Here is a 23,508-nt window from a genome sequence, read left to right on the forward strand (position 1 = left end):
TTGTAAATATTTTTTATTATTGATATTTTTACAAATAGTATTATAATGATACTTCATTATTTATTAATTAGAATAAAAAATCTTTATTGGTTGTATTTATGGATTATATAATATCTACTACTTTGTACCTGCTTAAGGGAACATATACTACTTTATCTCTTTATTTTGTGACAGCAATATTTTCGCTTCCTTTAGGTATTATTTTTGCTGCATTACAGTTTAGTACGCCAAAGTTTGTAAGATATATTTTCGATATATACGCTTGGATATTCAGAGGTACTCCATTGGTACTTCAGCTTATATTCTTTTATTATGGTCTTCCTCTTATGACTAATAATATGATAGCTTTTCCTGCATTTGCTTCAGCAGCTATAACTTTTGTACTTAATTATGCCGCTTATCTTATGGAAATATTCAGATCAGGAATTGAAAGTATAGAAAAAGGACAATATGAGGCAGGTTTTGCACTTAATTTAACCTATAGACAAATTATGACTAGAATAATTCTTCCTCAGGCTATAAGGAGAGTATTGCCTCCTCTTTCTAATGAAGCTATTAACTTGGTTAAAGATACAGCTCTAGTTATAGTTCTTGGAATAGGTGATTTAATGCTTCATGCAAGACAAATACTAACAAGAGATTATAAACTGCTTCCATTCTTTATAGCAGCTATTATATATTTATTGTTTACATATATACTTGTGTTTGTGTTCAGACAATTGGAGAAAAAGTATGTCATTAGAAACTAAAGAAACTAATTTAAAAGTTGTAAATATAAAAAAGAGTTATAAAGGAACTCCAGCTATTAACGGAGTATCATTTACAGTTAATAAAGGTGATATACTTTCTATTATAGGGCCTTCCGGAGCAGGTAAAAGTTCTCTTTTAAGAAATATTATACAGATAGAAGAACCTGACTATGGTGAGGTTTATATAGATAATGAAGTTTTATTCTGCAAAAAAGAAGGTGAAAAAGCTCTTAGTATTACTCATGCTGATTTTATGAAGCGTAAAGAAAAAATAGGAATGATATTTCAGCATTTCAATCTATTCCCTCATAAAACAGCTTTAGAAAATATAATAGAAGCTCCTATTATAGTAAAGAAAGAAAATAAAGATGAGGCTATAGAAGAAGCTTTAAAACTTCTTGACAGTGTAGGTCTTAAACATAAAAAAGATAATTATCCTAATGAATTATCAGGCGGACAAAAACAAAGAGTAGCAATAGCTAGGGCTTTGGCTATGAAGCCTGAAATACTTCTTTGTGATGAACCTACTTCAGCATTGGATCCAGAACTTATAGGGGAAGTTTTAACGGTATTAAAAGAACTTGCTAAAGAAAAAATGACTATGATTGTTGTAAGCCATGAAATGAGTTTCGTTCATGAGCTTTCTACAAATATAGCTTTTATGGATGCCGGTAAAATTATAGCTATGGACAGTTCTGATAATTTCTTTAATAATCAAAAGAATGAAAGAATCAAAGATTTCTTAAATAAAATTTTCCATAAATAATATATAAATTAGAAAAGTTTATTTCACATTATTATTTAGTTATTTTTGTATTTTATGTATTAAACTTGATAATAAAATAAAATTTTATAAAAATAATAAAATTTTTTTTATTATTTTTCATAGTTTTTATATTGACATTTTTTTTAATAGTATTACAATATGTAGTAATAGAAGATAGGTTGTGGAGTTTTTATTTATGAATAAATCTTATTTATATGCAGGTTTTGATACTATTTTCTTATTTCATCATACCACCCATTAAAATATAATCTTAAATATAAAAAATCATTAACATTTATTTATAAATTGACAAGGAGATAACATGAAACGTGTATCAAGTATTTTATTATTAATTATTTTTTCATTTATTATCAGCTGTAATTCTGGTAATAAAAGTAATGTATCAGCAGAGGATAATTCATTACAAAAAGTAAAAGATGCTGGAAAAATTGTATTAGGATTAGATGATACATTTGCTCCAATGGGATTCAGAGATGAAAATGGAGAAGTTGTAGGATTCGATATTGATTTAGCTAAAGAAGTTGCTTCAAGACTTGGAGTTGAATTGGAAATAAAACCTATAGAATGGTCTAGTTCAATATTAAGCCTAAATAAAGGCGATGTTGATATGTTGTGGAACGGCGTTACAATAAATGATGCTAGAAAACAGCAAATTAATTTTTCTAAACCTTATCTTAATAACAGACTTGTTATTGTAAAAGCTATTGATGATAATACAATCAATTCTAAAGATGATTTGAAAGGAAAAGTTTTGGGCGTTCAAGTTGGAAGCAATGATGAAGCTTTAACAGCAGATCCTGCAAGTAAAGAAGCTAAAGAAATTAGAAGATATGATGTTAACGTTAATGCATTTTTAGATTTACAAGCTAAAAGAATAGATGCAGTTATTATAGATGAAGTAGCAGCTCAGTATTATATATCAGAAAAGAAAGCACCATTTGTTGTTGTAGATAATAGTCCTTTAACAGAAGAATTATATGGTATTGGATTTAGAAAATCTGATGGAAAACTTTTAGCTGAAGTTGATAAAATATTAGATGATATGAGAGCTGATGGAAAAGCAGCAGAAATATCTCAAAAATGGTTTGCTAAAGATATATTCTTAAAATAAAAAATTTATTTATGAATAATGAATTTTTATTCATATTATAAATAAAAATTATAAAGAGGATAACTTATGAAAAATATTTCAAAGATTATTTTTTTAATCGTTTTTGCCTTTGCGGTTAGTTGTAATAAGGCGGAAGAACAAAAGCCATTATCAAATACAAATATTGTTATAACTAAAGAACATGAGGATATTCCTGTAAATCAAGAAGATAATTCATTAGAAAGAGTAAAAAATACAGGTATATTGACTTTAGGATTAGATGATACATTTGCTCCAATGGGTTTTAAAGATGAGATTGGTGATGTAGTGGGATTTGATATAGATTTGGCTAGAGAAGTAGCAGCACGTATGGGAGTTAAACTTAATACTAAAACTATTAATTGGGGAAATTCAACATCAATATTGACTAATGGAGAAGTTGATGTACTTTGGAATGGTCTTAATATAAATAGTGAAAGAAGTAAGTCTATGATTTTCTCTAAACCATATTTAAACAATATGCTTATTATAGTAAAATATGTTGATGATGAAACTATAAATTCTATAGATGATTTGGCTGGAAAAGTTGTAGCAGTTCAATACGGCGGAAATTATGAACAGATTGCCCATCACCCTATAATATCTAAAATAAAAGAACTAAAAAAATATGATCTTAATACAGATGCTCTTATAGATTTACAAAACGGCAGAGTAGATGCTGTTGTTTTAGATGATGTTTATGCTAATTATTATATAGCTGAAAAGAAAGTTCCTTTTGCTGTTGTTCAAAGTACACCATTTACTGACGGATTATATGTTGTTGGATTCAAAAAATCTGATGTTAAACTTAGAGATGAGATTAATAGAATATTAGATGAAATGAAAGCTGATGGTACAACAGCAGAAATATCTAAAAAATGGTTTGGTAAAGACATAGTATTGAAGTAGCCATAAAAGAAAATAATTCATAAGCAAAGACAAGAGTATATCTTTATTTCCCATATACTTTTGTCTTTGTGCTTTATTTGCTAATTATTTAATTATTATATATTGTACCGTTTATATATAAATATTTTAATTTCTTTAATTTATATAATTCATTTGGTACAGCTGATAAATTTCCTTTTATATATAATTTCTTTAAATTTTCTAAATTATAAAATTCTTCTTCTATTGTTATTAAAGAGCTGCTGCTGAAATAAAATTCTTCTAAATTAGTTAGCATTCCTATATTTTTACCGATGCTTTTTAGTCCATTGTCTAATATTGATAATACTTTTAATTTAGATAATTCGGTTATTGATTTTGGAATATTTTTTATATTGTTATTATTCATATATAATTTTTTTAGATTTTTTAATTTTGAAATTTGAGATGGTATTTCTTTTATATTATTATTAGAAATATTTAGTTCTTCCAATTTCAATAAAGAAAATATTTCTTTTGGTATTTCATTCAATAAATATCCTGATAAATTAATTGTTTTCAATTTTTCTAATTTAAATATTTCTTTTGGAAAAGTTTTAAATAGATTATTATATATGTCTATTTCTTCAATATTTTGCAATGATATTATTTTTTTTGGAAGGCTTTTAAGTTTATTGAAACTAACATCAATATATCTTAAATTTGCTAGATTGCATATACTCTCTGGTAATTTTTCTAAATTATTATTGCATACATCTAACTTGTGAAGATTTACTAATACATCAATTTCATCTGGTAAATAAGTTAATTTTGATGAACTTAAATCTAATTCTTTAATATTCAATAAATCTTCTTCACTATAAGAGGCCAATTCAGTTAAATGATTCTTTTCAAAAAAATCATACATAGCACTTATTTTTTTATTTAAGATATCAGAATTTATTTTGTTTGATGAAATATTTTTCATGATTACTCTCCTTTTTAATCATATAAGATGATTATAGGAGGATCGCATGACAAATTTTGTCATCAATTATTTTTTTATGAAAAAAATTAATTTTTTTTATAAATACTATCTAATATATATCTTAATTTCATAGCTTCCAACTGACCTGGTGCTGATGAACGTTTAGCAGAAGCGAATGTTAACACTGATCCAAATATTCTGCTTATAACTCCAAGTTCTCCCATAGATATTGCTATTACAGGAAAATCTTTTATTTCGCTTGCGGCATCTAGTAAAGACATAACATCTTTTTTGTTTTTAGGCATGTAGGCAACTTTTGCTATGTCGCATTTTAATTTTATCATTTTCTTTATTCTTGATATAATATTTTTTTTGGAAGGTGTTTTACTAAAATCATGATTTGATATTATAGTTTTTATATTATTTAAATTGCATAATTTTATTAAATTTTTTATATCATTACTTTTTAAAGTGAGTAATTCTAAATCTATTAATTCAAAACATTTATTTTCTATTACTTTATTATATACATCTAATATATATTGATAATTATTATATTCTATATTTCCGCCTTCTTTTGAGCTTCTTAAAGTAAATAGTATTGGTTTATTAGTTGATTTTTTTATTTCGTTTGCAATAGGTATTATATCATTAAAATTAGAATCATTAATAAAAAAGTCAGCCCGCCATTCTATAATATCAATTGGTAATTTTGATACTTCTTTTATATATTTAATGATATCTCTTTCATTTTTTTCAACTACGGATATGCATATTTTTGGAATTCCATCATTGAAATTTAAATTTCTCATTTTATTTTCCATAATTGCATCCTCCGAACAATCAATCTCTATTAAATATAATATTTTTTATATGCTCTACAGGCATTTGTTTATTAGTCCAAAGTTCAAAAGCTAAAGCACCTTGATACAATAACATTCCAATACCATTTATTATTTTACAACCATTTTTTTCAGCTATTTGTAATAATTTCGTTTTTGCAGGATTATATATACAATCGCTTACAATTAAATCTTTTCTAAAGAATGAATCATCATTTATTAAAGAAACATTTTCTTTCATACCTACACTTGTGGCATTGATTAATACATAACTATCATCTATTTTTTCTTTCAAGATATTTTTATTTTCAAGACTAAATAATTCTATATTACAATTAGTTTTAGAAGCAATATTATCAATAATCTTTTTTTGCTCCTGCCAATTAGTATCTTTTTTAAATACATATATTTTTTTTACACCATACAATGCTGCCTGAGATATTATTGCTATTGAAGCTCCTCCAGTACCTAATATTGTAATATTTTTATCTTTTATAAATACATTTTCATTTTCTAAAGATTTTATAAAACCTTCGCCATCTGTACTATAACCAGTTAATATTCCATTATCATTTACTATAGTATTTACACTTTGTGATAATTCTGCAGCTTCTGATATTTTATCCAAATATTTTATTACTTCTTTTTTATTAGGCATTGAAAGGTTCACTCCTCTCATATTGAATGTTTTTATAGCCTGAACAGCATCTTTCAAATTATTATTATCAACTTCAAAAGATAAATAAGCATAATTTAGATTAAGTTTATCAAATGCTTCATTATGCATAATAGGGGATATACTGTGTTTGCAAGGAGATGCGAATAGTGCTATTAATGTTGTACTGGAGTTTATCTGCATAAGAAAACCTTTTTAATAGTAGTATTATCTTACATAATATTATAATTTTGATTATTGTCAAATATTTATCTATTATTATATATAAAAATAGTGTTTAATTACTTGATATTTTACAAAAAATTATTATAATTAACATAATAAAGTCATTTAAACAAAAAAGAAAAAACAAAAATATATAAAAATAGAAAAGGAGAACTAATATTATGGATAAAAAAATTATCAAAACACACAAAGCTCCACAGGCTATAGGACCTTATTCACAAGCTGTAAAAAGCGGTAATTTCATCTTTGCTTCAGGTCAAATACCTTTGGATCCAGTAAGCGGAAACATGGCTGAAGCTGATATCAAAAAACAAACTGAAAGAGTTATGGAAAACATCAAAGGTCTTTTAGAATCAGAAAATTTAACTATGGCTAATATTATTAAAACTACTTGTTTCTTAACAGATATGGCTAATTTTGCTGCTTTTAACGAAGTATATGCTACATATTTCCCAGAAAATCCACCTGCAAGAAGCACTGTAGCTATTAAATCTTTACCAAAAGATGCTTTAGTAGAAGTTGAAATAATAGCTGTTATAAGCTAATTTATTACTTTATTAATAATAGCCATGAGTATAATTTTTATATTCATGGCATTTTTTATAATATTCTTTTTATGCTTATCTTTATAAACTTAAATATAAAAAATAAATTATTCTTACAAAACTAATAAATTAAAATTAAGAGGAAATAATGAGAAACTATATATCGTATTTTATAAAAGGAATGGCTATAGGTATTGCTAATGCTATTCCCGGTGTATCTGGAGGTACTATTGCATTTGTACTTGGAATATATGAGAAATTAACTTATGCTATATCTATTTTACCTACAGCATTAATAAAATTAAAATGGAATGATATTAAAGAAAGTTTGAAGATTTTAATTCCTGTTGCATTAGGAGCAGGTATTTCTATAGTATTATTTTTAAAGCTTATTAATTATACATTTACATATTATCCTATTCCAACTAAAATATTTTTTGTTGGTTTAATATTGGGTTCTTTCCCATTCATAACAAAAACAGTAGAAGAATTTAATATCAAAGTATTTTTAGCATTTTTACTTGGTGCTTTCATTATGGCTATATTTGTATATTTCGATATAAATAAGCCGGTAGGTCAAACTACTAATACGGGAGACTTCTCTGTACTTTATGGAATAAAATTATTTTTCTGCGGAATAGCTGCGGCAGTTGCTATGGTTATACCTGGAATATCTGGTTCTTTACTTTTATTAATATTAGGAGAATACGAAAATATATCTTATTTTGTATCTACAATATTAGAAACTTTTAATGTACTTCCTATAATATGCGTAGGATTAGGTGTTGTTATAGGAATATTTACTATATCTAAAGTAGTTACTATACTGCTTCAAAAATATAAATCTATATTATTTGGTTTCGTTCTTGGAATTATAATAGTATCATTTTTAAGTTTATGGCCTAATATAACTTCTTTAAGCATACCAATGCTAACAGCAACTGTTATATCTATGTGTGTTGGATTCTTAGTTGCTATAGGAATGGAAAAAATATAATAAAAAATTATATATAACTATTAGAAGGCTAGAAAAATGTATTTTTCTAGTCTTTTTTTGTATTATTCAAGTTTTATATCGAAGTTAAGCCTATTAAATTTTATATATTTCATTTCCGAGAATTTTCCTAGTATATATAGGATAAGTGAATGAAAAAAAGAAGAATAAGAAATAAAAGAAAACGCATATATTTGGTATTTGCTATTTTGAGTATAATGTTTTTCTATATATCAATAAATGTTTTATATGGTCAAACATCATCATTTATATATGATGAAGATATTATAAATAATTTACCTAATGCAGAGAGATTTGTAAAAAATATAAAGATTTCTACATCATCAACAAATAATAATATAGTAGTTGTTGAATGGGAAGGTATAAAAGACAATAATTTAATTTATTATCTTTACAGAAGCAACAGTCCTATAATAGGTAAATCATCTTTAGTTGATTCTTATGTTGTAGATTATATAAAAGCAACTAATGATTCAAAATCTTATTTTATATTAGACAGACCTATATTATCAGCTAAATATTATTATGCTGTTGTTTCTTATGTAGATGATTTAAGTTTTTATAGTGCTAAAGATAATGTTGATATGGCAGCAATCAATTTTAATGGATTATCATACAATAATCAAAATAATAATATAGAATCTCAATATAATAATATAGATAATAATGCAAATAATTTCCAATATTCAAATACATTTATTACAAATATATATACCAATACTGTTTTCAGTACAAATAATGTAACAAATACATATACTCTAACAAATATTTATTCAGTTACTAATATATATTCATTTACTAATACTATAACTAATAGATATAATATAACAAATAATTTTTCAGCTAATACTTCATCAGGTATTAAAAAAAATAATAACAGCAGCGGTTCATCATCAGGAAGTATTGAAAAATATAACAGTGATTATTACAGAGCATTGGCTGAATTTAAAAAAGGCAATTATTCATCAGCAGCAAGTATACTAGAGCCTATATCAAAAAGAAATATAAATAAAGATATGTATTATAAAATCAATTTACTTCTTGGTAAAAGTTACAAGTACATGAAAAGAAAGAAAAATGCATTAGATGTTTTTAACCGTATAAAAAACTATAATGCTCAAGAGGTTAATTTTTGGATTAATCAAGTACTAAGTGATTTATAATTGGAGTGTAGATATTTATGAAAACTTATGCAGCAGTTTTGGCATCTGTTATAACTATAGTAGCAATTTTGGGCGGTGTTTTTATTACTAAGATTTCAGCTTTATCTTCTCCGGAAAGATATTTTCAAAAAGGCAAAAGAAGTTATGAAATAGAAAATTATGAAGACGCTATAAATAATTTAAATGAGTATTTATCAATAGACAGCAGATCAAGACCAATAAATAATATAGCGGAATCATATTTTATGGTTGCAGATTCTCTAAAAAGATTAAAAAAATATGCTTTGGCAAAACAAAGACTTTCAGATATAATAAATAATCCTGACTTTGCATATTATTATACGAATGCTGTTTTGGCTTATGCTGATATAGCAAGACTAGAAAATAATGCTGACCCTTATATAATGGCAAAATTGCAGGAGAATTTAAAAATACCAGATAAGGACTTGGCATCAAAAATAAATATTCAATACGGATATCAATTATTCTTACAAAAAAAATACGGAGAGGCATTAAGTTATTTTTTGAGAGCTGACGGAGAATTAGCAGTTTTAGGAAGAGCTAGAGTATATTTCAATATGAATGAATTTGACAGAGCTTTTGAAACTTATGAAGATTTTCTTAAATATAATAAAACAAGTACATACTATGATGAAGTTGTAAGAACTTATTTGATACAAGTACCAGCAATGGCACATAAAACTTTTGTAGAAGGCAATTATACAAAATCAAGAATGTACTATACAAAAATAGCAGCATTATTTCCTAGAACAGAATATGCAGAAGATGCTTTATTTAGAATAGCACAATCATATTATAATGAAAAAAATTATAATAAGGCACTTGATTATTATAATAGAGTAAGACTTAACAATGTTTATACATTAGATGCAGAAGCATTGCTTTATATAGGTTTATCATACTTTAAAGTTGGAAGATATAATGATTCCTATAAAGCTTTAGATAATTTTATTTCAGAATACCCTTCTAATCCTAATGCTTCAAGAGCAAGAGAGTATATGCAGGCTTTACAGGAAACATTACTTGCTATTAATTAATAATTTTCTTGGATAAAGTAGCCCAAAAAGTAGGTATATTATATTGATGAAGTAATCCGTATCCGTTAGTATCTTCATAAATATCTATAAGTTTGAATCCTGCTTTTAATTGTCCTCTAATTTGTTCTTCTGCTGTATGTGAGAATTGTATTCCGTCATTATTTTGCATTAACTTTTTTAATAAATATTCATCTTTTAATGGATTAAAAGGAAGTTTGTATTTTATTTCTTTTTCATCTTCATCAAATAAAAAATTAATGCCGTTATCTAATCCAGCCATAAGAATACCTCCATTTTTTAAAACTCTGTAGCATTCATTCCATACATGCATAACGTCTTCTATATAACAATTCGATACCGGGTGAAAAATTATATCAAAACTTTCATCAGAGAAAGGAAATTCTTTTGTCATATCAGCTTTTACAGCATTTATATTATAATTTTCTTTTTCAGCAATTAATAAATCACTATCTATTTGTTTCTGAGAATAATCCATCAATGTACATACTGCTCCTAATGCTGCGAAAATAGGCATTTGCTGACCTCCTCCGGAAGCTAGACCTAACACCTGTTTTCCTTTTAAATCTGGGTACCAATCTTTAGGAACAGGCTTTGTTGGAGTTAAAAGCATATTCCAATCTCCGTTTTTAGCATTTAAAAAATCTTCATGAGTTATTGGTATTCCCCATTCCCAGCCTTCTTTTATCCATTCATCTATAGTTTTAGAATTGATTTCAGTATAGTCCATATATTTATCCTTTTTGTTTTTGCATAGTGATTAACGTTTATATATACCTAAACAACTATATTTTGTCAATTTTTACTTTTTTGTAAATGTAATTTTTGTTTATTAATAGTATAAAATATTATTAAGTTTTGTTTAAAATGTGAAGTAAAACCAAGATTTGTGTCAAAATGCAGTCTTTTTGGTTCTTTGTGCCAATGCCACAGGCACTCCTTTCAGTCGCAAAAGAAGTGGGGTATGGGGCAAAGCCCCAGATATTAAAATAAAAATATAAATTTATTTTTGGCAAAGTATATTTGTTTAGGTATAAATTAATAAAACAAGTGTATTAAAAATGTATGATTATTTATTTTCTTTAATTTTTTTATTTTTTTTGGAAGTCATTTTTTCAAATAAAACCAATATCCAAAATATCATATAATTGAAATATAGGAATACTCTAAATATATTTTTTTTAAGATAGAATTTTTCATCTTTATTTTTATTAAGAATATCCATACTAGGAGGTTTTATTTTTCCAGCGAAACTGTCAAGAGGTCTTTTGAAAGGTATACAAAATTTCATGTCTAAATTTTGTTTATTATTATTAAACCAATATAATGCTTTTTTAAAATTCATATGAATTAAAAATACATCAGGTTCTATTTTTTTGAAGCCTATAAATGCTTTATCTAATTCTTCTTTGTCTTTTGTATTTTGATAATTTCCAAGCATATAAATACCGGGATAAATCTTTTTAATTTTTTCAGATATTGTAAAGAAGTATTTTTCTTCATCTCCGAATAGAAACATAGACATCTTTTTTTCTTCTATGTAATCTAATATTTTAGAGAATAGTATAAAATCATTTATATATTTTAATTCTTCTTTATGAATAAATTTATATGCTTTAGCAATAGAGGGATGTGCAGCAATTACAAAAGAAGCATTTTTAATAATTTCTTTTAATTTTTTATTATGACGTACTTTAAGTAATTGATGCACATCTAAAGATATTATGAGTATATTTTTTCCATATTTAAGGTAATTTAGTATTTCTTCAAGACTGCTTGTGAAATTGTCTATTCTTACACCTAAAATGGATTTATTTTCTATCATAATAACTATTAACCTCTACTTTATTTTCTAATTATATAGCTAATGCTCTGCATAATGCTAAGTCTATTGGATCTACTTTAGGAACTTTTTTAACAGCATCAGTTAATGGAGTGTAAGTGTATTCACCTTTCCAAATACCAACAGCTACATTTTTCTTGCCTTCTAATAAAGCTTTAACAGCAATATAACCAAATCTAGCAGCCATTAAACGTTCTCTTGAAGTAGGTGAACCGCCTCTTTGCATATGTCCTAATATAGTAACACGTGTATCAAAGCCAGTTTTACCTTCTATTTGTTTAGCTACTTCCATAGCTCCGCCGGATTCATCTCCCTCAGCAACTACGATAATAGAAGATTTTTTACCTCTTTTCTTAGCTAATTGTAATTCTTCTACTATTTTGTCCATATCAGTTGTAGTTTCAGGTATTAATATATCTTCAGCACCGGAAGCTATACCAACTTCTAATGCGATGTATCCTGCATGTCTTCCCATAACTTCTACAACAAAACATCTTCCATGACTTGTAGCAGTGTCTCTTAATTTGTCTATAGCATCCATAGCTACATTAACAGCAGTATCGTAACCTATAGTATAATCTGTACCAAAAATATCATTATCAATAGTTCCAGGTATAGCAATAATAGGGAATTCTGGGTGGTGATTATAAAAATCTAAAGCACCTCTGTAAGTTCCGTCCCCTCCTATAACAATTAAAGCATCGATATTGTGATATTTCATATTATCAGCTGCTTTTTTCATACCTTCTTCTGTTTGAAATTCAGGTGATCTAGCAGAAAATAATATAGTACCGCCATGATTGATTATTCCGCCAACACTGCCAGCAGTCATTTGGTATACATCATTATACATAAGTCCTTGATAACCTTCTTTAATACCCATTACTTCTAAACCGTTGGCTATAGCTGTTCTTACAACACTTCTGATAGTAGGATTCATTCCTGAAGCATCTCCGCCGCTTGTCAATACTCCAATTCTTTTTATATCAGCCATATTACAATAACTCCTTATTTTTTATAATATTCAAATATATTATTGGATTTTTTTTATTATATTATATAATGTAGATATTATATAATAATAATAAAAGAATTGATATACATAAATATAAAAAAATATGATTTAAAAATTACGATTTTTTAAAAAAATATGATTGAAAATAAAGAATATACAGAAATTATTAACATTATTGAGAATCAAAGATGGGATAAACTCAAATATTTATTATCCAATATGCATGCTGCTGAAATAGTAGATATTATACGTATATTAGATAATGATAAGAGCAGAAGTATAGTTTTTAGACTTTTATCAAGAGAAAAGGCTGCTTATGTATTTTCAGAGTTAGAGCTAGAAGAACAGGAAAAAATCATAGTTTCTATGAGTGAAAATGAGCTAAAAGAGCTTATGCATGAGATGAGTCCAGATGACAGAACTTCACTTTTTGAGGAACTTCCAGCAGATATAACTAAAAAGATTTTCTCATTAATGGGTGAGAAAGACTTAAATATTACAAGGCAGTTATTAGGATATCCAGAAGACAGTATAGGCCGTATAATGACGCCTGAATATATAGATGTGCTTCCAGATTATACGGTAAAACAAACTTTGGAATATATTAGAAAATACGGAAAAGATTCTGAAACTTTTGAAGTTATATATGTAGTTGATAAAGATGAAACATTATTAGGATATATTTTATTAAAAGACTTATTATTTGCAAATCAAGATGAAAAAATAGAAGAACTTATGCATACAGATATAATATATTTATCTGTATATTCAGATCAAGAAGAAGCGGTTAGGGTAGGAAGGAAGTATGATTTACTTTATATACCGGTAGTTGACTCAAAAAATGCTTTAATTGGTATCGTTACAATAGACGATATATTTGATATTGCCGAAGAAGAAGATACAGAGGACTTCCATAAATTGGGAGCTATTACAATAGATGATGATTTTGACAGCAATATAAAACAGGCTAATCCTTTAATATTGTATAAAAGAAGAATATCTTGGTTATTTATTTTGGTATTTGTTAATGTTATATCAGGATATGTTATAGGGCTATTTGAAGAAACTATAAGTCAGTATGTTTCTTTAATATTCTTTTTGCCTTTGCTTATTGATAGTGCAGGAAATGCCGGAGCTCAATCTTCTACTCTTATAATAAGAAGTTTATCAGTTGGAGACGTAAAAAAGAGTGATTGGCTTTTTATGCTGGGTAAGGAAATATTAGTTTCTACTATATTAGGACTCACTATGAGTGCAGCAGTTTCATTGATTGCCATTTTTAGAGGCGGTTTAATGATTGCATTAGTTGTGTCATTAGCTATGATATTGGTTGTAGTTATAGGAAGTTTAATAGGTTTATGTTTGCCGTTTTTATTTGTTAAGTTTCAAAAAGATCCTACAACAAGCAGTGTACCTCTTGTAACTTCTATATGTGATATAAGCGGTACTGCTATATATTTATTGCTTGCTACTACAATACTTACACATTTTACTAAATAATTTATATATATTTATTAAGTATCTGTTTTTATAATTTTGCAGAGGGTGAAAATGAAAATTTTAATTTATATTATTATAATATTTTCTTTATTAATTTCTTGTAATAATGATAACAAGGATAACAATGAAGAATTAAATAATGACCAAATAGGAAATATTGATATACAAACTAAAAAAACAGCAACTAATAAATTATATATTAATCCAACGACTACAAATCATAGTAAAATAAAAAATACTAAAACAGATAAAACTTCAGGAACGGAATTAGATCCAGTACCAACAGGCTATGAAAAAATAGACAGCATACTTAATCAGAATCAATATAAAATTATGATATATGAGATATCAGAATTAATAGCAGAAAAAGGCATTAATGGCATATTAGAAGAAAGCATACAAAATCCTGATTCCTATGAAATTATTGCCTATAAGAATTCTACACCTTTATTTTTAGCGGTTCAATATGGATATTATGATTTGGCTGATGAGTTAATAAAAGAAGGTGCTGATGTTAATGCTAGAGTAGAAGATATGGAAACAGAAGACGGTCTTGACATGCTTTATTTTGCTGTTAAAAATAATGATACTGAAATGACTAAACTTTTGATTGATAATGATGTTTATGCCGGAAGGGAATATGGATATGAATATTCTTATTATTTAACAGATACTGCTATAAAGAACAATAATCTTGAAATATTGAAGCTTCTTATAGAAAGCGGAGATCTTGATACGAAAACAACTTTAATTCCTAAAGCTGTTGATGCTCAAAATATAGAAATGGTTGAATATTTATTATCTATAGGTCAAAATATAAATGAACAAATATTTTCTGACGGATTTTGGATTAATTCTCCTATGAAAGTAGCCTCTGAGAATGGTAATATTGATATAGCTTCTTTTTTAATAGAGAAAGGAGCAAATTTAAACTCAAGCGATGATTATATATATAATGCTGTTCAATATGGCAATTATGATGTAGTTAAATTGATTGTAGATAATGATATATTTAATATTAATACCAATACAACTATAGAACAGGCTTTAACTTTAGCAAGAGATAAAAAATATTATGAAATAGAAAAATTATTATCTAGTGAAAATACAGAAGAAATAAATGGCTATGATGATATAATGAATGCTGTATCTAAAGGCGATATAGAAAAATTAGGAAGTATTATAGAAACTAATACAGATTTAAATAAACAGTATGATAAAATTACTCCTTTATCTTTAGCTGCTGCAAGAAATGATACTAATATGATAAGATTTTTAGTACAAAATGGAGCCGATATAAACTTAGAAGATGGTTATGGTTATAGTCCAATAATGAAAGCCGTTTTTTATAATAATACAAATGCTATTACAACTATTGCTGATTTGAATGCAGATTTAAATGCTGTATGCTCAGCAAATGGTCAAACTCCATTAACATATTTAGCTTCTGAATATGGTACTGCTAAGCTTTGTTATCATCTTATAAAAAAGAATGCTGATGTAAACAAACAAAATAAGAATGGATATACTCCTCTTATGACAGCAGCAGAATATGGATTCCCTTCAACTTTAGGAATATTTGTTCATGCGGGTGCTGATTATAATATAAGAAACAATGAAGGAAAAACAGTTTATGATATTGCAGAAGATAATGGTCCTGCAATATTAGAAACTTTAAATAATCCTCAAAGTTTGGATTTTTATTTAAATAATTAATATTTATTTTAAGAAAAATCTATTAATATATTCGTATAAAAATATTGCTAATACTATAAATGGAAGTATATAACTAATGTAAAATCTTAACTGAACAGGAAATTTTATTCCGTCTCCAGTATTAGCTTCTTTTATAAAATTATTAAATCCCCAGCCGAAATCTCTAGTACAAAAGAATAATGTTACCAGAGCACCTAGAGGAAGTATATTATTAGATACTATAAAGTCTAGTAAATCCATTATAACAGTACCTTCTCCTAAAGGATTAATATTTGATAATACGTTGAATCCTAATGTTGTAGGAAGGCTGAATACAAATAAAGTTATGAATAGTATAATTGAAGTTTTCTTTCTTGAAATTTTGAATTTATCCATAATGAAGGAGTATATATTTTCTAAAACACCTATTATAGTAGTAAGTGCTGCCATAGCTAAAAATAAGAAAAATAATGCTCCCCATAATCTTCCAAGAGGCATAGAATTAAATATATTAGGCAAAGTAACAAAGGCAAGTCCTGCGCCTTCACCAGGATTTACACCAAAAGCGAAACATGCTGGAAAAACTACCAATCCTGCAAATAAAGCTACTATAGTATCTAAAGCAATAATTATTAATGCTTCGCCTGTAAGAGATTGTTTTTTGTCTATATAGCTTCCAAATATTGCCATTCCTCCTTGTCCTACGCTCAAAGAGAAAAATGCCTGACCAATAGCAGCATAAAATATTCCTATGAAGCCAGTAAGTCCGTTTCCAAATAATTTATTTAAATCAGGCACTAAATAGAATTTTAATCCTTCTATAGCACCTTTTAAAGTTACAGATCTTATTATTAACAATATTAAGAGTCCGAATAGAGAAATCATCATAAATTTACTTGCTCTTTCAACTCCCTTTTCAAGTCCTAATGAACAAATAAGAGTGCCAAGAAGCAAACTAATTCCCATCCATAATGTTAATGTTGAAGGACTTCCTAAAACTCCGTTAAAGAAATTTCCTACTTCATTAGCATTAAGACCTACAAATTTTCCGGAAAGCATGAAATAAAAATATGATAAGCACCAACCGCATATAGTAGTGTAGAAAAGCATAAGTATAACATTTCCAAGTATTTGAACATATCCTATTTTATGCCAGTTATGACCTTTCTTTTCAAGTTTTTCAAAAGATGTTGCTATATCATGTCCGCCTGCTCTTCCTACAGCAAATTCCATTACCATAGGAGCAACACCCAAAATTATTATTGATATAATGTATAATACAACAAAAGCACCTCCGCCGTATTGTCCTGTTATATATGGGAATCTCCAAACATTTCCCATTCCAATGGCACAGCCTGCAGATACAAGTATAAATCCAAATCTGCTTCCTAGTTTTTCTCTTTCTTTCATTGCTATACACTCCAATATATATTACTGCTAACAATTATATTATAAAATTACAAAACTTACAAATAAATACTAGAATTAAAATACAAAAATTGGGTTGTATACAGTTATTGAGTTATTCAGGGCTTATTATATTGTAGGCGAGCATAATAATTATTATTTTGAAGAATATATCTCTTTAAGCCTTATTTCATCATAAAATGAAATTCTATATGAATAAAATTTCATTACTTTGTCTAATGTATCTAAATCAGGTTTTACATATAAAGATACACTAACTAAATCTGATGACCACCATATAGTGTATTCTTCAAATGGTTTTTTATTGAAAGAGTAATGTTTAACATCAGTTTTAGTTATTTGACCATATTGAAAAATGAGTTTTGCCTTTATATCATCAATATCAGCTAAAGTGGCAGGTTCATAGAATGAAGGGTTATTATAAATATCGCCTATATGATTGCATATTTCTATTCTATAAAGTTCATTATTATAAAAATATAGATAATATGCCAATTTTTCAACATCATTTTTATATATATTAAGAATTGTATTATTCTTAAGCTGATATGATTCAGAAAAATCAGCATATACATTTACATTATAATTAGTAATTTTATTATCTGCTTCTTCAATACTCATTCCAAATTTTAAATCTTTATAACCATCAAGATTAAAAAGTTCAGGAAGCTGAGCAAATATTATATTAGCACTGATTAATAAAATTACTATTATATATTTCATCTTTATTTATTGTTCTTATAAAAATTATTAATTAAATCTAATGCCTGCTGAGGAGTTTCAACATATTGTATTAGATCTAAATCTTCAGAATCGATATACTTTTCTTTTAGCATGTCTTTTTTTATCCATTCAACAAGATTCGTGTAATATGATTCGTTCATAACAAGGATTGGCATTTTTTGAAGTACTTTAGTTTGTATTAAAGTTAAAGTTTCAAACATTTCGTCCATTGTTCCGAATCCGCCTGGAAATATTATAACTGCTTTGGCATATTTTAGAAACATTACCTTTCTTGCAAAGAAATATCTAAATTTAAGTTCTTCTTTAACATAAGGATTAGTTTTTTGTTCAAAAGGCAATTCAATGCATAATCCTACAGAACCGGCACCAGCATCAAAAGCACCTTTGTTTCCTGCTTCCATTATGCCAGGTCCGCCTCCTGTTATTATGTCATATTTATTTTTCCCTAATAATTTAGCAGTTTCATAAGCTAATTTATAATGCGGGTGGTCTTGAGGTGTTCTTGCACTTCCAAACATTGTAACAGCATTTTTGTAGTAGGACATAGTTTCAAATCCTTCTACAAATTCTCCCATTATTCTGAATATACGCCAAGATTCAGTAGGCATATCAGCATTCTGTAATTCATAAGTTTCTCTTCTCACTCATAAACCTCCTTATTTCTATTATTTTATTATTACTGCTGTACCATAAGCAATAACTTCTGTAGTGCCTTCCATTACAGAAGAAGAAGAATATTGTATTCCTATTATAGCATTAGCATTTAATTTTTTAGCTTCTTCTATCATTCTTTTAGTAGCTATTTCTCTAGCTTCATTAATCATTTCTGTATAGCCTTGTACTTCACCGCCTACGATATTTTTTAAACCAGCTAGAAAATCTTTACCTATGTTTTTAGCTTGAGCAACATTTCCTTTAACTAAACCTAATAATTCATAATCGCAGTTACTAGGTAAATAATCAGATGTATATAATTTGATATCCATATTTATTGTCCTTTATATTATTATTTCAATACTATTGCAGTACCGTAAGCAACAACTTCTACTGTTCCAGGAAGTACAGATGAAGATGAAAATTTTATTCCTATTATAGCATTAGCATTTAATTTTTTAGCTTCTTCTAGCATTCTATTAGTAGCTATTTCTCTAGCTTCACTAAGCATTTCAGTGTAGCTTTCTACTTCACCGCCTACTATGTTTTTTAATCCAGCTAATAAGTCTTTACCAACATGTTTAGCTAAAGATACATTTCCTTTAACTAATCCAACCAATTCATAATTATAACTGCTTGGTAAATAACCTACTGTAAACATTTTGATTTCAGAACTCATTTTTTTTCTCCTAAACGATTTATTTTTTGTTGTATTATGTTAATTTCTCGGAAATAGATAAATATACTTAATTATTTTTTATTAGTATATTTTTTAATAGTAAATTATATACAGTGGAATATTGTTATTAAAAAAGACGCATTTCTAAATAATCATTATTTAAAAATGCGTTTTGTGGAATTATTGATTATTATAAATTATAGTTGAATTTTCTTTATTAAGCTTGTAGAAAGTTCTGGAATATATATAACATTATTAACTAAATCTATATCAGCAACACCGCTTAAAGAACCTTCTATTTTTTCTAATTGTTCTTTAGTATTTAAATCAAATACATATATGCATGCATTATTATTAGCACCATTTTCGCCCCAATCAGAAACGTATAATTTACCATTAGCTATAGCGATACCGTCTAAAGCACCAGCACCTAATCTTGAAGCAGTCCATTTAGTTAAGCCTGTACCGTCTATATTTAAAGTATAAATATCTCCTCCATTAGGATCTCCTCCGAATGTACTTCCAGCTATATATAATATTCCATTGTCTAATAATATACCATTAGCACCAACTATTCCTGTAACAGATGAAGTTATAGATAAAGCTGAATTATTATCAACTTTAACAAAATGAACTGTTGAAGCACCTGTATCAGTTAAAGCTACTGTTGTTGGATCTATAACTACAGTATCATTTAAGAATTTTGAACCTTCTATAGGAAGTTTTGTAATTATTTTATTTTCTTTTATATTAGCTAATACTAAATTTCCAGTCATAGAACTGTCATTAACTTGATCTGGTATAATAATAATATCATCAGTTAAGAAAGAAAAACCTTTAGGGCTGTCTAATTGTCCTTCAAAAAGTTTTTGAGGATTAGAACCGTCTTCATTTGCAACTATGATGAAACCGTCTTTAGGAGTATTAGGATCGCCTAAATTAGCCATATATAATTTACCATTTCTAAATTTAACGCTTTCAGGTGCTGCTAATCCTTCTATATTTATAGTTACTGCTTCTTTTTTAGCATTTGCTTCTACAGTGTTTGCAGTATTTTCTGTTGTTGCTTTATCTGCATTATTATTTGAACATGATACAATAAATATAAAAGCAGATAAAAGTATTGCATTATAAATTTTATTCATTTATAAAGTTCTCCTTATTAGTAATTTTTTTTTATTTAGATTTTATATATTATTTTTATTTATATAGCAATGAAAAAGTGTAAAAAGATTGTTACCAAAGTTGTTACAATCTTTTTTAGCTTATTAGTATCATTTTATATTGTTATTATTGACTATAATAATTTTTTATTTTATTATAATGGCATGAAAATCAATACGAAGTTATCAGTTGCTACTCATATAGTTTTATGCATAGCATTTTTTGAAAATGAAGGCACTACATCTCATTTACTTGCCAAGAGTGTAAAAACGAATCCATCTGTTATAAGAAGAATTTTACTTAAATTACAAGATGCTGGAATTGTTGAAACAGATAAAAAGGGAAGCAGATTGATAAAAGATGAAAAAGATATAACACTTCTTTCCATATATGAAGCTGTATTTACAGAGGAGGAGAGGGGATTATTCAATTTTCATGAACCTAATCATGTTTGTCCTGTGGGCTGTGCTATGTTTGATGTTTTAGGTGAAGAATTTAATAGTGTAAGAGTGGATTTTGAAAAGTCATTATCAAAAATAACTATAAAAAAAATAGTTGATGAGGTGAGAAAAAGAAAAAAGCATATAGACTTTATGAATAAATAATATTGACATATTAAATGGATTTTAATGCTTCTTCTTTACTTAATTTCGCTTTTGTATAATTAGGATCTATTTCAATAGCTTTATCATAATCTTTTATTGCTTCTTGATGAAGTCCCATATTATTTTTTGCAAATCCTCTGTTATAATATGCTTCAATATATGAAGGCTCTATATTTATTGCTGTATCAAAATCTTTAATAGCTTCTTCATAAAGTCCTAATGCACTTTTAGAATTTCCTCTGCTATTGTAAGCATAAAAATACTTGGGAGATAGATTGATTGCTATGCTGCAGTCTTCAATAGATTCTTTATATAGCTCTAAATGATATTTTGCTATTGCCCTATTATTATAGGCATCTGTATATTCATAGTCTATTTCTAATGCTTTGTTTATATCAATTATAGCTTCATTATATAAACCTAATTCTATTTTGCATGCCCCTCTATTATTATAAGCATAAGAACTATTTGCATTGGAAATTTCTATAACTTTATTATAATAACTAATAGCTTCTTCATAAAGCCTCATACTTTTTTTAGCATCACCTATACCACTATAAGCATATACTTCTGTATCATCTAATTCCAATACTTTTTTATAATCTTCTATAGCTTCAATATATTTGCCTGACATTGAATTTATAAATGCCCTGTCAATGTATGCTTCAATATTACTGCTGTCTAAAATTATAGCTTTATCAATATCATTAATGGCATCTTTATAATTTCTTAAATTTCCTTTAGCAAATCCTCTATCATCATAGGCCTTTGAATGATTAGGGATCAATTCTATTACTTTATCATAATCTTTTATAGCTTCTTCATAAAACCCTAAATTACATTTGCAGTCTGCTCTATTATAATAAAGTTCTGCATAGTTTTCATCTATTTCTATTCCATTGCTATAGTAATTAATTGCTTCTTCAAAAAATCCTAAAGCCTGTTTAGAAATACCTAAATAATTATATATTTCAGAATTATTACTATCTTCTTCTAAAGCTTTAATAAATAATTCTGCTGATTTTTTAAACTTAGTTTCTCTAAATAATTGTAAACCTTCTTCAAAGTATGACATTTTATTTACCTAAATAATTGTGTTTTAATAAAAATTTTATATATTTATAATGCTTATTTTATTGCCGTCTAATTTTATCATATTAGATTTTGATAGTCTGTTTAATTCTCTTGATAATGCACTTCTGTCTGCTGATATGAATTCTGCTAGCTTATCTCTGTTATATGGTATAATAATATTTTTAGTCTTTTGAATATTAGACATATATTTTAAATATAAAATTATTTTGCTTCTTAAACTTTTTTGGCTTAATATATCATTTTTGAAAGCTAAAAATTTGTTCTTATCAGATATTACTTTTAATAAATTTTCTATAAATATATTTTTATTCTCACTTACAGCATTAAATATATTTTTTACATTTATTTTTATTATTTCGCTTTTATTTAAAGATATAGCTTGTATATATGAAATTTTATTTGTAGAAAGAGCTAATGCCTCTGCAAATATTTCACCTTCATCTAATATATTCACTATGTTTTTTCTAGTGTCATCATATTCTTTTGAAATTTCTACTTGTCCGTTTATTATAATATATATGCTGTCTACTTCATCTCCCATATCTATTATAATATTTCCTTTTTCAAAATATTTTTTTTCATATTTAAAATCTATTAGCAGATCTATTATTTCATTATTACTTATATTATGAAATAAGTTTGATTTTATTATTATATCTATATTATTTTCCATATTGATTATTTGTTTTTAAATATATTTTAATAGTTATTTTATAGTATATGAGTATTTTTATAAAGTATTAAGAATTAAATAACAATAAAAAATTATAAAATATGGTTATTTTAGTATATACCTAAACAATTATATTTTGTCAATCTTAGTTTTTTCAATTTTATTGTTTGTGGTGGCTTTGCCCCCACACCCCCAGTTCTTTTGTTGTCACAAAGAACCAAAAAGACTGCATTTTTAAGGTATATCATATATTTAATAGGCATATTTTTAATATAAAGCTCTAGCAGTTGCGTTTTTTGCTACTTTTTTGTGCGACAAAAAAGTAGATAACATTTATATAAAGTGCATAAG

25 protein-coding genes are annotated in these 23,508 nt (G+C 26.6%); 11 read left to right on the forward strand and 14 right to left on the reverse strand.

Translation table 11 applies throughout. The features are described 5' to 3' along the window. The first annotated feature begins 98 nt into the window (after nucleotides 1-98). The 4 genes from R4K56_RS11120 (at nucleotide 99) to R4K56_RS11135 (ending at nucleotide 3,574) form a co-directional block, all read left to right on the forward strand. Nucleotides 99-749, forward strand: coding sequence for an amino acid ABC transporter permease (locus R4K56_RS11120; RefSeq protein WP_297298748.1), 651 nt, complete (start codon nucleotides 99-101; stop codon nucleotides 747-749). After that, a complete protein-coding gene (locus R4K56_RS11125; protein ID WP_335772985.1) occupies nucleotides 733-1,515 on the forward strand; it encodes an amino acid ABC transporter ATP-binding protein in 783 nt (260 codons plus the stop codon). Before R4K56_RS11120 ends, R4K56_RS11125 begins: the two co-directional genes overlap by 17 nt. Before the next feature lie 322 nt (nucleotides 1,516-1,837). Next, the gene (locus R4K56_RS11130) at nucleotides 1,838-2,647 is read left to right on the forward strand and encodes an amino acid ABC transporter substrate-binding protein (protein ID WP_297298745.1); all 810 of its coding nucleotides are present in this window, start codon (nucleotides 1,838-1,840) and stop codon (nucleotides 2,645-2,647) included. 66 nt (nucleotides 2,648-2,713) lie between these two features. Then, on the forward strand, nucleotides 2,714-3,574 hold the full coding sequence (locus tag R4K56_RS11135) for an amino acid ABC transporter substrate-binding protein (protein WP_335760040.1): 861 nt from the start codon (nucleotides 2,714-2,716) through the stop codon (nucleotides 3,572-3,574). Between the two features lie 88 nt (nucleotides 3,575-3,662). Here R4K56_RS11135 and R4K56_RS11140 read toward each other — a convergent pair whose 3' ends face one another. From R4K56_RS11140 to aroE, 3 genes are all read right to left on the reverse strand, one after another. After that, on the reverse strand, nucleotides 3,663-4,520 hold the full coding sequence (locus R4K56_RS11140) for a leucine-rich repeat domain-containing protein (RefSeq protein ID WP_335772984.1): 858 nt from the start codon (nucleotides 4,518-4,520) through the stop codon (nucleotides 3,663-3,665). Nucleotides 4,521-4,606: 86 nt separating this feature from the next. Then, nucleotides 4,607-5,344 carry a type I 3-dehydroquinate dehydratase gene (gene aroD / locus R4K56_RS11145; RefSeq protein ID WP_335772983.1) on the reverse strand — a complete coding sequence of 246 codons (738 nt, stop codon included), beginning with the start codon at nucleotides 5,342-5,344 and terminating at the stop codon, nucleotides 4,607-4,609. Between the two features lie 19 nt (nucleotides 5,345-5,363). Then, a complete protein-coding gene (gene aroE, locus R4K56_RS11150; RefSeq protein WP_335772982.1) occupies nucleotides 5,364-6,221 on the reverse strand; it encodes a shikimate dehydrogenase in 858 nt (285 codons plus the stop codon). Between the two features lie 203 nt (nucleotides 6,222-6,424). Here aroE and R4K56_RS11155 point away from each other — a divergent pair, with 203 nt between their 5' ends. The 4 genes from R4K56_RS11155 (at nucleotide 6,425) to R4K56_RS11170 (ending at nucleotide 10,044) form a co-directional block, all read left to right on the forward strand. Then, the gene (locus tag R4K56_RS11155; protein WP_335757789.1) at nucleotides 6,425-6,808 is read left to right on the forward strand and encodes a RidA family protein; all 384 of its coding nucleotides are present in this window, start codon (nucleotides 6,425-6,427) and stop codon (nucleotides 6,806-6,808) included. 148 nt (nucleotides 6,809-6,956) lie between these two features. Continuing rightward, nucleotides 6,957-7,805, forward strand: a complete 849-nt coding sequence (locus tag R4K56_RS11160) for a DUF368 domain-containing protein (protein WP_335757790.1) — start codon at nucleotides 6,957-6,959, stop codon at nucleotides 7,803-7,805. 149 nt (nucleotides 7,806-7,954) lie between these two features. After that, the gene (locus R4K56_RS11165) at nucleotides 7,955-8,986 is read left to right on the forward strand and encodes a hypothetical protein (protein WP_335772981.1); all 1,032 of its coding nucleotides are present in this window, start codon (nucleotides 7,955-7,957) and stop codon (nucleotides 8,984-8,986) included. Nucleotides 8,987-9,003: 17 nt separating this feature from the next. Beyond that, nucleotides 9,004-10,044, forward strand: a complete 1,041-nt coding sequence (locus R4K56_RS11170) for a tetratricopeptide repeat protein (protein ID WP_335772980.1) — start codon at nucleotides 9,004-9,006, stop codon at nucleotides 10,042-10,044. On the opposite strand, the gene R4K56_RS11175 is transcribed toward R4K56_RS11170, so the two are convergent. The 3 genes from R4K56_RS11175 to pfkA form a co-directional block, all read right to left on the reverse strand. Next, complete coding sequence (locus tag R4K56_RS11175; protein WP_335772979.1) at nucleotides 10,037-10,792, reverse strand: class I SAM-dependent methyltransferase; 756 nt, start codon at nucleotides 10,790-10,792, stop codon at nucleotides 10,037-10,039. The genes R4K56_RS11170 and R4K56_RS11175 overlap by 8 nt on opposite strands. A gap of 339 nt (nucleotides 10,793-11,131) precedes the next feature. Continuing rightward, nucleotides 11,132-11,887, reverse strand: coding sequence for a WecB/TagA/CpsF family glycosyltransferase (locus R4K56_RS11180; protein WP_335772915.1), 756 nt, complete (start codon nucleotides 11,885-11,887; stop codon nucleotides 11,132-11,134). 31 nt (nucleotides 11,888-11,918) lie between these two features. Continuing rightward, nucleotides 11,919-12,899, reverse strand: a complete 981-nt coding sequence (pfkA, locus tag R4K56_RS11185) for a 6-phosphofructokinase (protein ID WP_335772916.1) — start codon at nucleotides 12,897-12,899, stop codon at nucleotides 11,919-11,921. 156 nt (nucleotides 12,900-13,055) lie between these two features. Between pfkA and mgtE the strand changes: the two genes are divergently transcribed. Both mgtE and R4K56_RS11195 read left to right on the forward strand, forming a co-directional pair. After that, the gene (gene mgtE / locus R4K56_RS11190) at nucleotides 13,056-14,420 is read left to right on the forward strand and encodes a magnesium transporter (RefSeq protein WP_335772917.1); all 1,365 of its coding nucleotides are present in this window, start codon (nucleotides 13,056-13,058) and stop codon (nucleotides 14,418-14,420) included. Between the two features lie 51 nt (nucleotides 14,421-14,471). Further along, nucleotides 14,472-16,136 (forward strand): ankyrin repeat domain-containing protein, encoded by a 1,665-nt coding sequence (locus R4K56_RS11195; protein ID WP_335772918.1) that lies wholly within the window; start codon nucleotides 14,472-14,474, stop codon nucleotides 16,134-16,136. A gap of 3 nt (nucleotides 16,137-16,139) precedes the next feature. On the opposite strand, the gene R4K56_RS11200 is transcribed toward R4K56_RS11195, so the two are convergent. The 6 genes from R4K56_RS11200 to R4K56_RS11225 form a co-directional block, all read right to left on the reverse strand. Continuing rightward, the gene (locus R4K56_RS11200; RefSeq protein ID WP_335757798.1) at nucleotides 16,140-17,525 is read right to left on the reverse strand and encodes a sodium-dependent transporter; all 1,386 of its coding nucleotides are present in this window, start codon (nucleotides 17,523-17,525) and stop codon (nucleotides 16,140-16,142) included. 153 nt (nucleotides 17,526-17,678) lie between these two features. Further along, nucleotides 17,679-18,266 (reverse strand): hypothetical protein, encoded by a 588-nt coding sequence (locus R4K56_RS11205; protein WP_335757799.1) that lies wholly within the window; start codon nucleotides 18,264-18,266, stop codon nucleotides 17,679-17,681. A 2-nt stretch (nucleotides 18,267-18,268) separates the two neighbouring features. Then, nucleotides 18,269-18,931, reverse strand: coding sequence for an LOG family protein (locus R4K56_RS11210; RefSeq protein WP_335772919.1), 663 nt, complete (start codon nucleotides 18,929-18,931; stop codon nucleotides 18,269-18,271). A 21-nt stretch (nucleotides 18,932-18,952) separates the two neighbouring features. Continuing rightward, nucleotides 18,953-19,279 carry a YbjQ family protein gene (locus R4K56_RS11215; RefSeq protein ID WP_335757803.1) on the reverse strand — a complete coding sequence of 109 codons (327 nt, stop codon included), beginning with the start codon at nucleotides 19,277-19,279 and terminating at the stop codon, nucleotides 18,953-18,955. A gap of 14 nt (nucleotides 19,280-19,293) precedes the next feature. Beyond that, nucleotides 19,294-19,620: a YbjQ family protein gene (locus R4K56_RS11220; protein WP_335757801.1), complete on the reverse strand. Its 327-nt coding sequence runs from the start codon at nucleotides 19,618-19,620 to the stop codon at nucleotides 19,294-19,296. A gap of 197 nt (nucleotides 19,621-19,817) precedes the next feature. After that, nucleotides 19,818-20,765 (reverse strand): SMP-30/gluconolactonase/LRE family protein, encoded by a 948-nt coding sequence (locus tag R4K56_RS11225; protein WP_335772920.1) that lies wholly within the window; start codon nucleotides 20,763-20,765, stop codon nucleotides 19,818-19,820. Nucleotides 20,766-20,948: 183 nt separating this feature from the next. On the opposite strand from R4K56_RS11225, the gene R4K56_RS11230 reads away from it, so the two are divergent. After that, nucleotides 20,949-21,389, forward strand: coding sequence for an RrF2 family transcriptional regulator (locus R4K56_RS11230; RefSeq protein ID WP_335772921.1), 441 nt, complete (start codon nucleotides 20,949-20,951; stop codon nucleotides 21,387-21,389). Nucleotides 21,390-21,399: 10 nt separating this feature from the next. Here the strand turns inward: R4K56_RS11230 and R4K56_RS11235 are convergent, their stop codons facing one another. Next, a complete protein-coding gene (locus R4K56_RS11235) occupies nucleotides 21,400-22,464 on the reverse strand; it encodes a tetratricopeptide repeat protein (RefSeq protein WP_335760053.1) in 1,065 nt (354 codons plus the stop codon). 36 nt (nucleotides 22,465-22,500) lie between these two features. After that, complete coding sequence (locus tag R4K56_RS11240; protein ID WP_335772922.1) at nucleotides 22,501-23,157, reverse strand: Crp/Fnr family transcriptional regulator; 657 nt, start codon at nucleotides 23,155-23,157, stop codon at nucleotides 22,501-22,503. Nucleotides 23,158-23,508: the final 351 nt, after the last annotated feature.

The organism is Brachyspira pulli (assembly GCF_036997785.1).
In the GTDB taxonomy this organism is placed as follows: Bacteria; Spirochaetota; Brachyspiria; order Brachyspirales; family Brachyspiraceae; genus Brachyspira; species Brachyspira pulli.

Excerpts from the sequence above, each read along its gene's own strand:
- R4K56_RS11120 (WP_297298748.1), top strand. The coding sequence starts at position 99 with ATGGATTATATAATATCTACTACTTTGTACCTGCTTAAGGGAACATAT.
- R4K56_RS11195 (WP_335772918.1), top strand. The coding sequence starts at position 14,472 with ATGAAAATTTTAATTTATATTATTATAATATTTTCTTTATTAATTTCT.
- R4K56_RS11165 (WP_335772981.1), top strand. The coding sequence starts at position 7,955 with ATGAAAAAAAGAAGAATAAGAAATAAAAGAAAACGCATATATTTGGTA.
- R4K56_RS11205 (WP_335757799.1), bottom strand. The coding sequence starts at position 18,266 with ATGAAATATATAATAGTAATTTTATTAATCAGTGCTAATATAATATTT.
- R4K56_RS11220 (WP_335757801.1), bottom strand. The coding sequence starts at position 19,620 with ATGAGTTCTGAAATCAAAATGTTTACAGTAGGTTATTTACCAAGCAGT.
- R4K56_RS11125 (WP_335772985.1), top strand. The coding sequence starts at position 733 with ATGTCATTAGAAACTAAAGAAACTAATTTAAAAGTTGTAAATATAAAA.
- R4K56_RS11200 (WP_335757798.1), bottom strand. The coding sequence starts at position 17,525 with ATGAAAGAAAGAGAAAAACTAGGAAGCAGATTTGGATTTATACTTGTA.
- aroE (WP_335772982.1), bottom strand. The coding sequence starts at position 6,221 with ATGCAGATAAACTCCAGTACAACATTAATAGCACTATTCGCATCTCCT.
- R4K56_RS11140 (WP_335772984.1), bottom strand. The coding sequence starts at position 4,520 with ATGAAAAATATTTCATCAAACAAAATAAATTCTGATATCTTAAATAAA.
- R4K56_RS11135 (WP_335760040.1), top strand. The coding sequence starts at position 2,714 with ATGAAAAATATTTCAAAGATTATTTTTTTAATCGTTTTTGCCTTTGCG.
- R4K56_RS11155 (WP_335757789.1), top strand. The coding sequence starts at position 6,425 with ATGGATAAAAAAATTATCAAAACACACAAAGCTCCACAGGCTATAGGA.
- R4K56_RS11230 (WP_335772921.1), top strand. The coding sequence starts at position 20,949 with ATGAAAATCAATACGAAGTTATCAGTTGCTACTCATATAGTTTTATGC.
- R4K56_RS11240 (WP_335772922.1), bottom strand. The coding sequence starts at position 23,157 with ATGGAAAATAATATAGATATAATAATAAAATCAAACTTATTTCATAAT.
- R4K56_RS11160 (WP_335757790.1), top strand. The coding sequence starts at position 6,957 with ATGAGAAACTATATATCGTATTTTATAAAAGGAATGGCTATAGGTATT.
- R4K56_RS11170 (WP_335772980.1), top strand. The coding sequence starts at position 9,004 with ATGAAAACTTATGCAGCAGTTTTGGCATCTGTTATAACTATAGTAGCA.
- mgtE (WP_335772917.1), top strand. The coding sequence starts at position 13,056 with ATGATTGAAAATAAAGAATATACAGAAATTATTAACATTATTGAGAAT.
- aroD (WP_335772983.1), bottom strand. The coding sequence starts at position 5,344 with ATGGAAAATAAAATGAGAAATTTAAATTTCAATGATGGAATTCCAAAA.
- R4K56_RS11130 (WP_297298745.1), top strand. The coding sequence starts at position 1,838 with ATGAAACGTGTATCAAGTATTTTATTATTAATTATTTTTTCATTTATT.
- R4K56_RS11225 (WP_335772920.1), bottom strand. The coding sequence starts at position 20,765 with ATGAATAAAATTTATAATGCAATACTTTTATCTGCTTTTATATTTATT.
- pfkA (WP_335772916.1), bottom strand. The coding sequence starts at position 12,899 with ATGGCTGATATAAAAAGAATTGGAGTATTGACAAGCGGCGGAGATGCT.
- R4K56_RS11235 (WP_335760053.1), bottom strand. The coding sequence starts at position 22,464 with ATGTCATACTTTGAAGAAGGTTTACAATTATTTAGAGAAACTAAGTTT.
- R4K56_RS11175 (WP_335772979.1), bottom strand. The coding sequence starts at position 10,792 with ATGGACTATACTGAAATCAATTCTAAAACTATAGATGAATGGATAAAA.
- R4K56_RS11180 (WP_335772915.1), bottom strand. The coding sequence starts at position 11,887 with ATGATAGAAAATAAATCCATTTTAGGTGTAAGAATAGACAATTTCACA.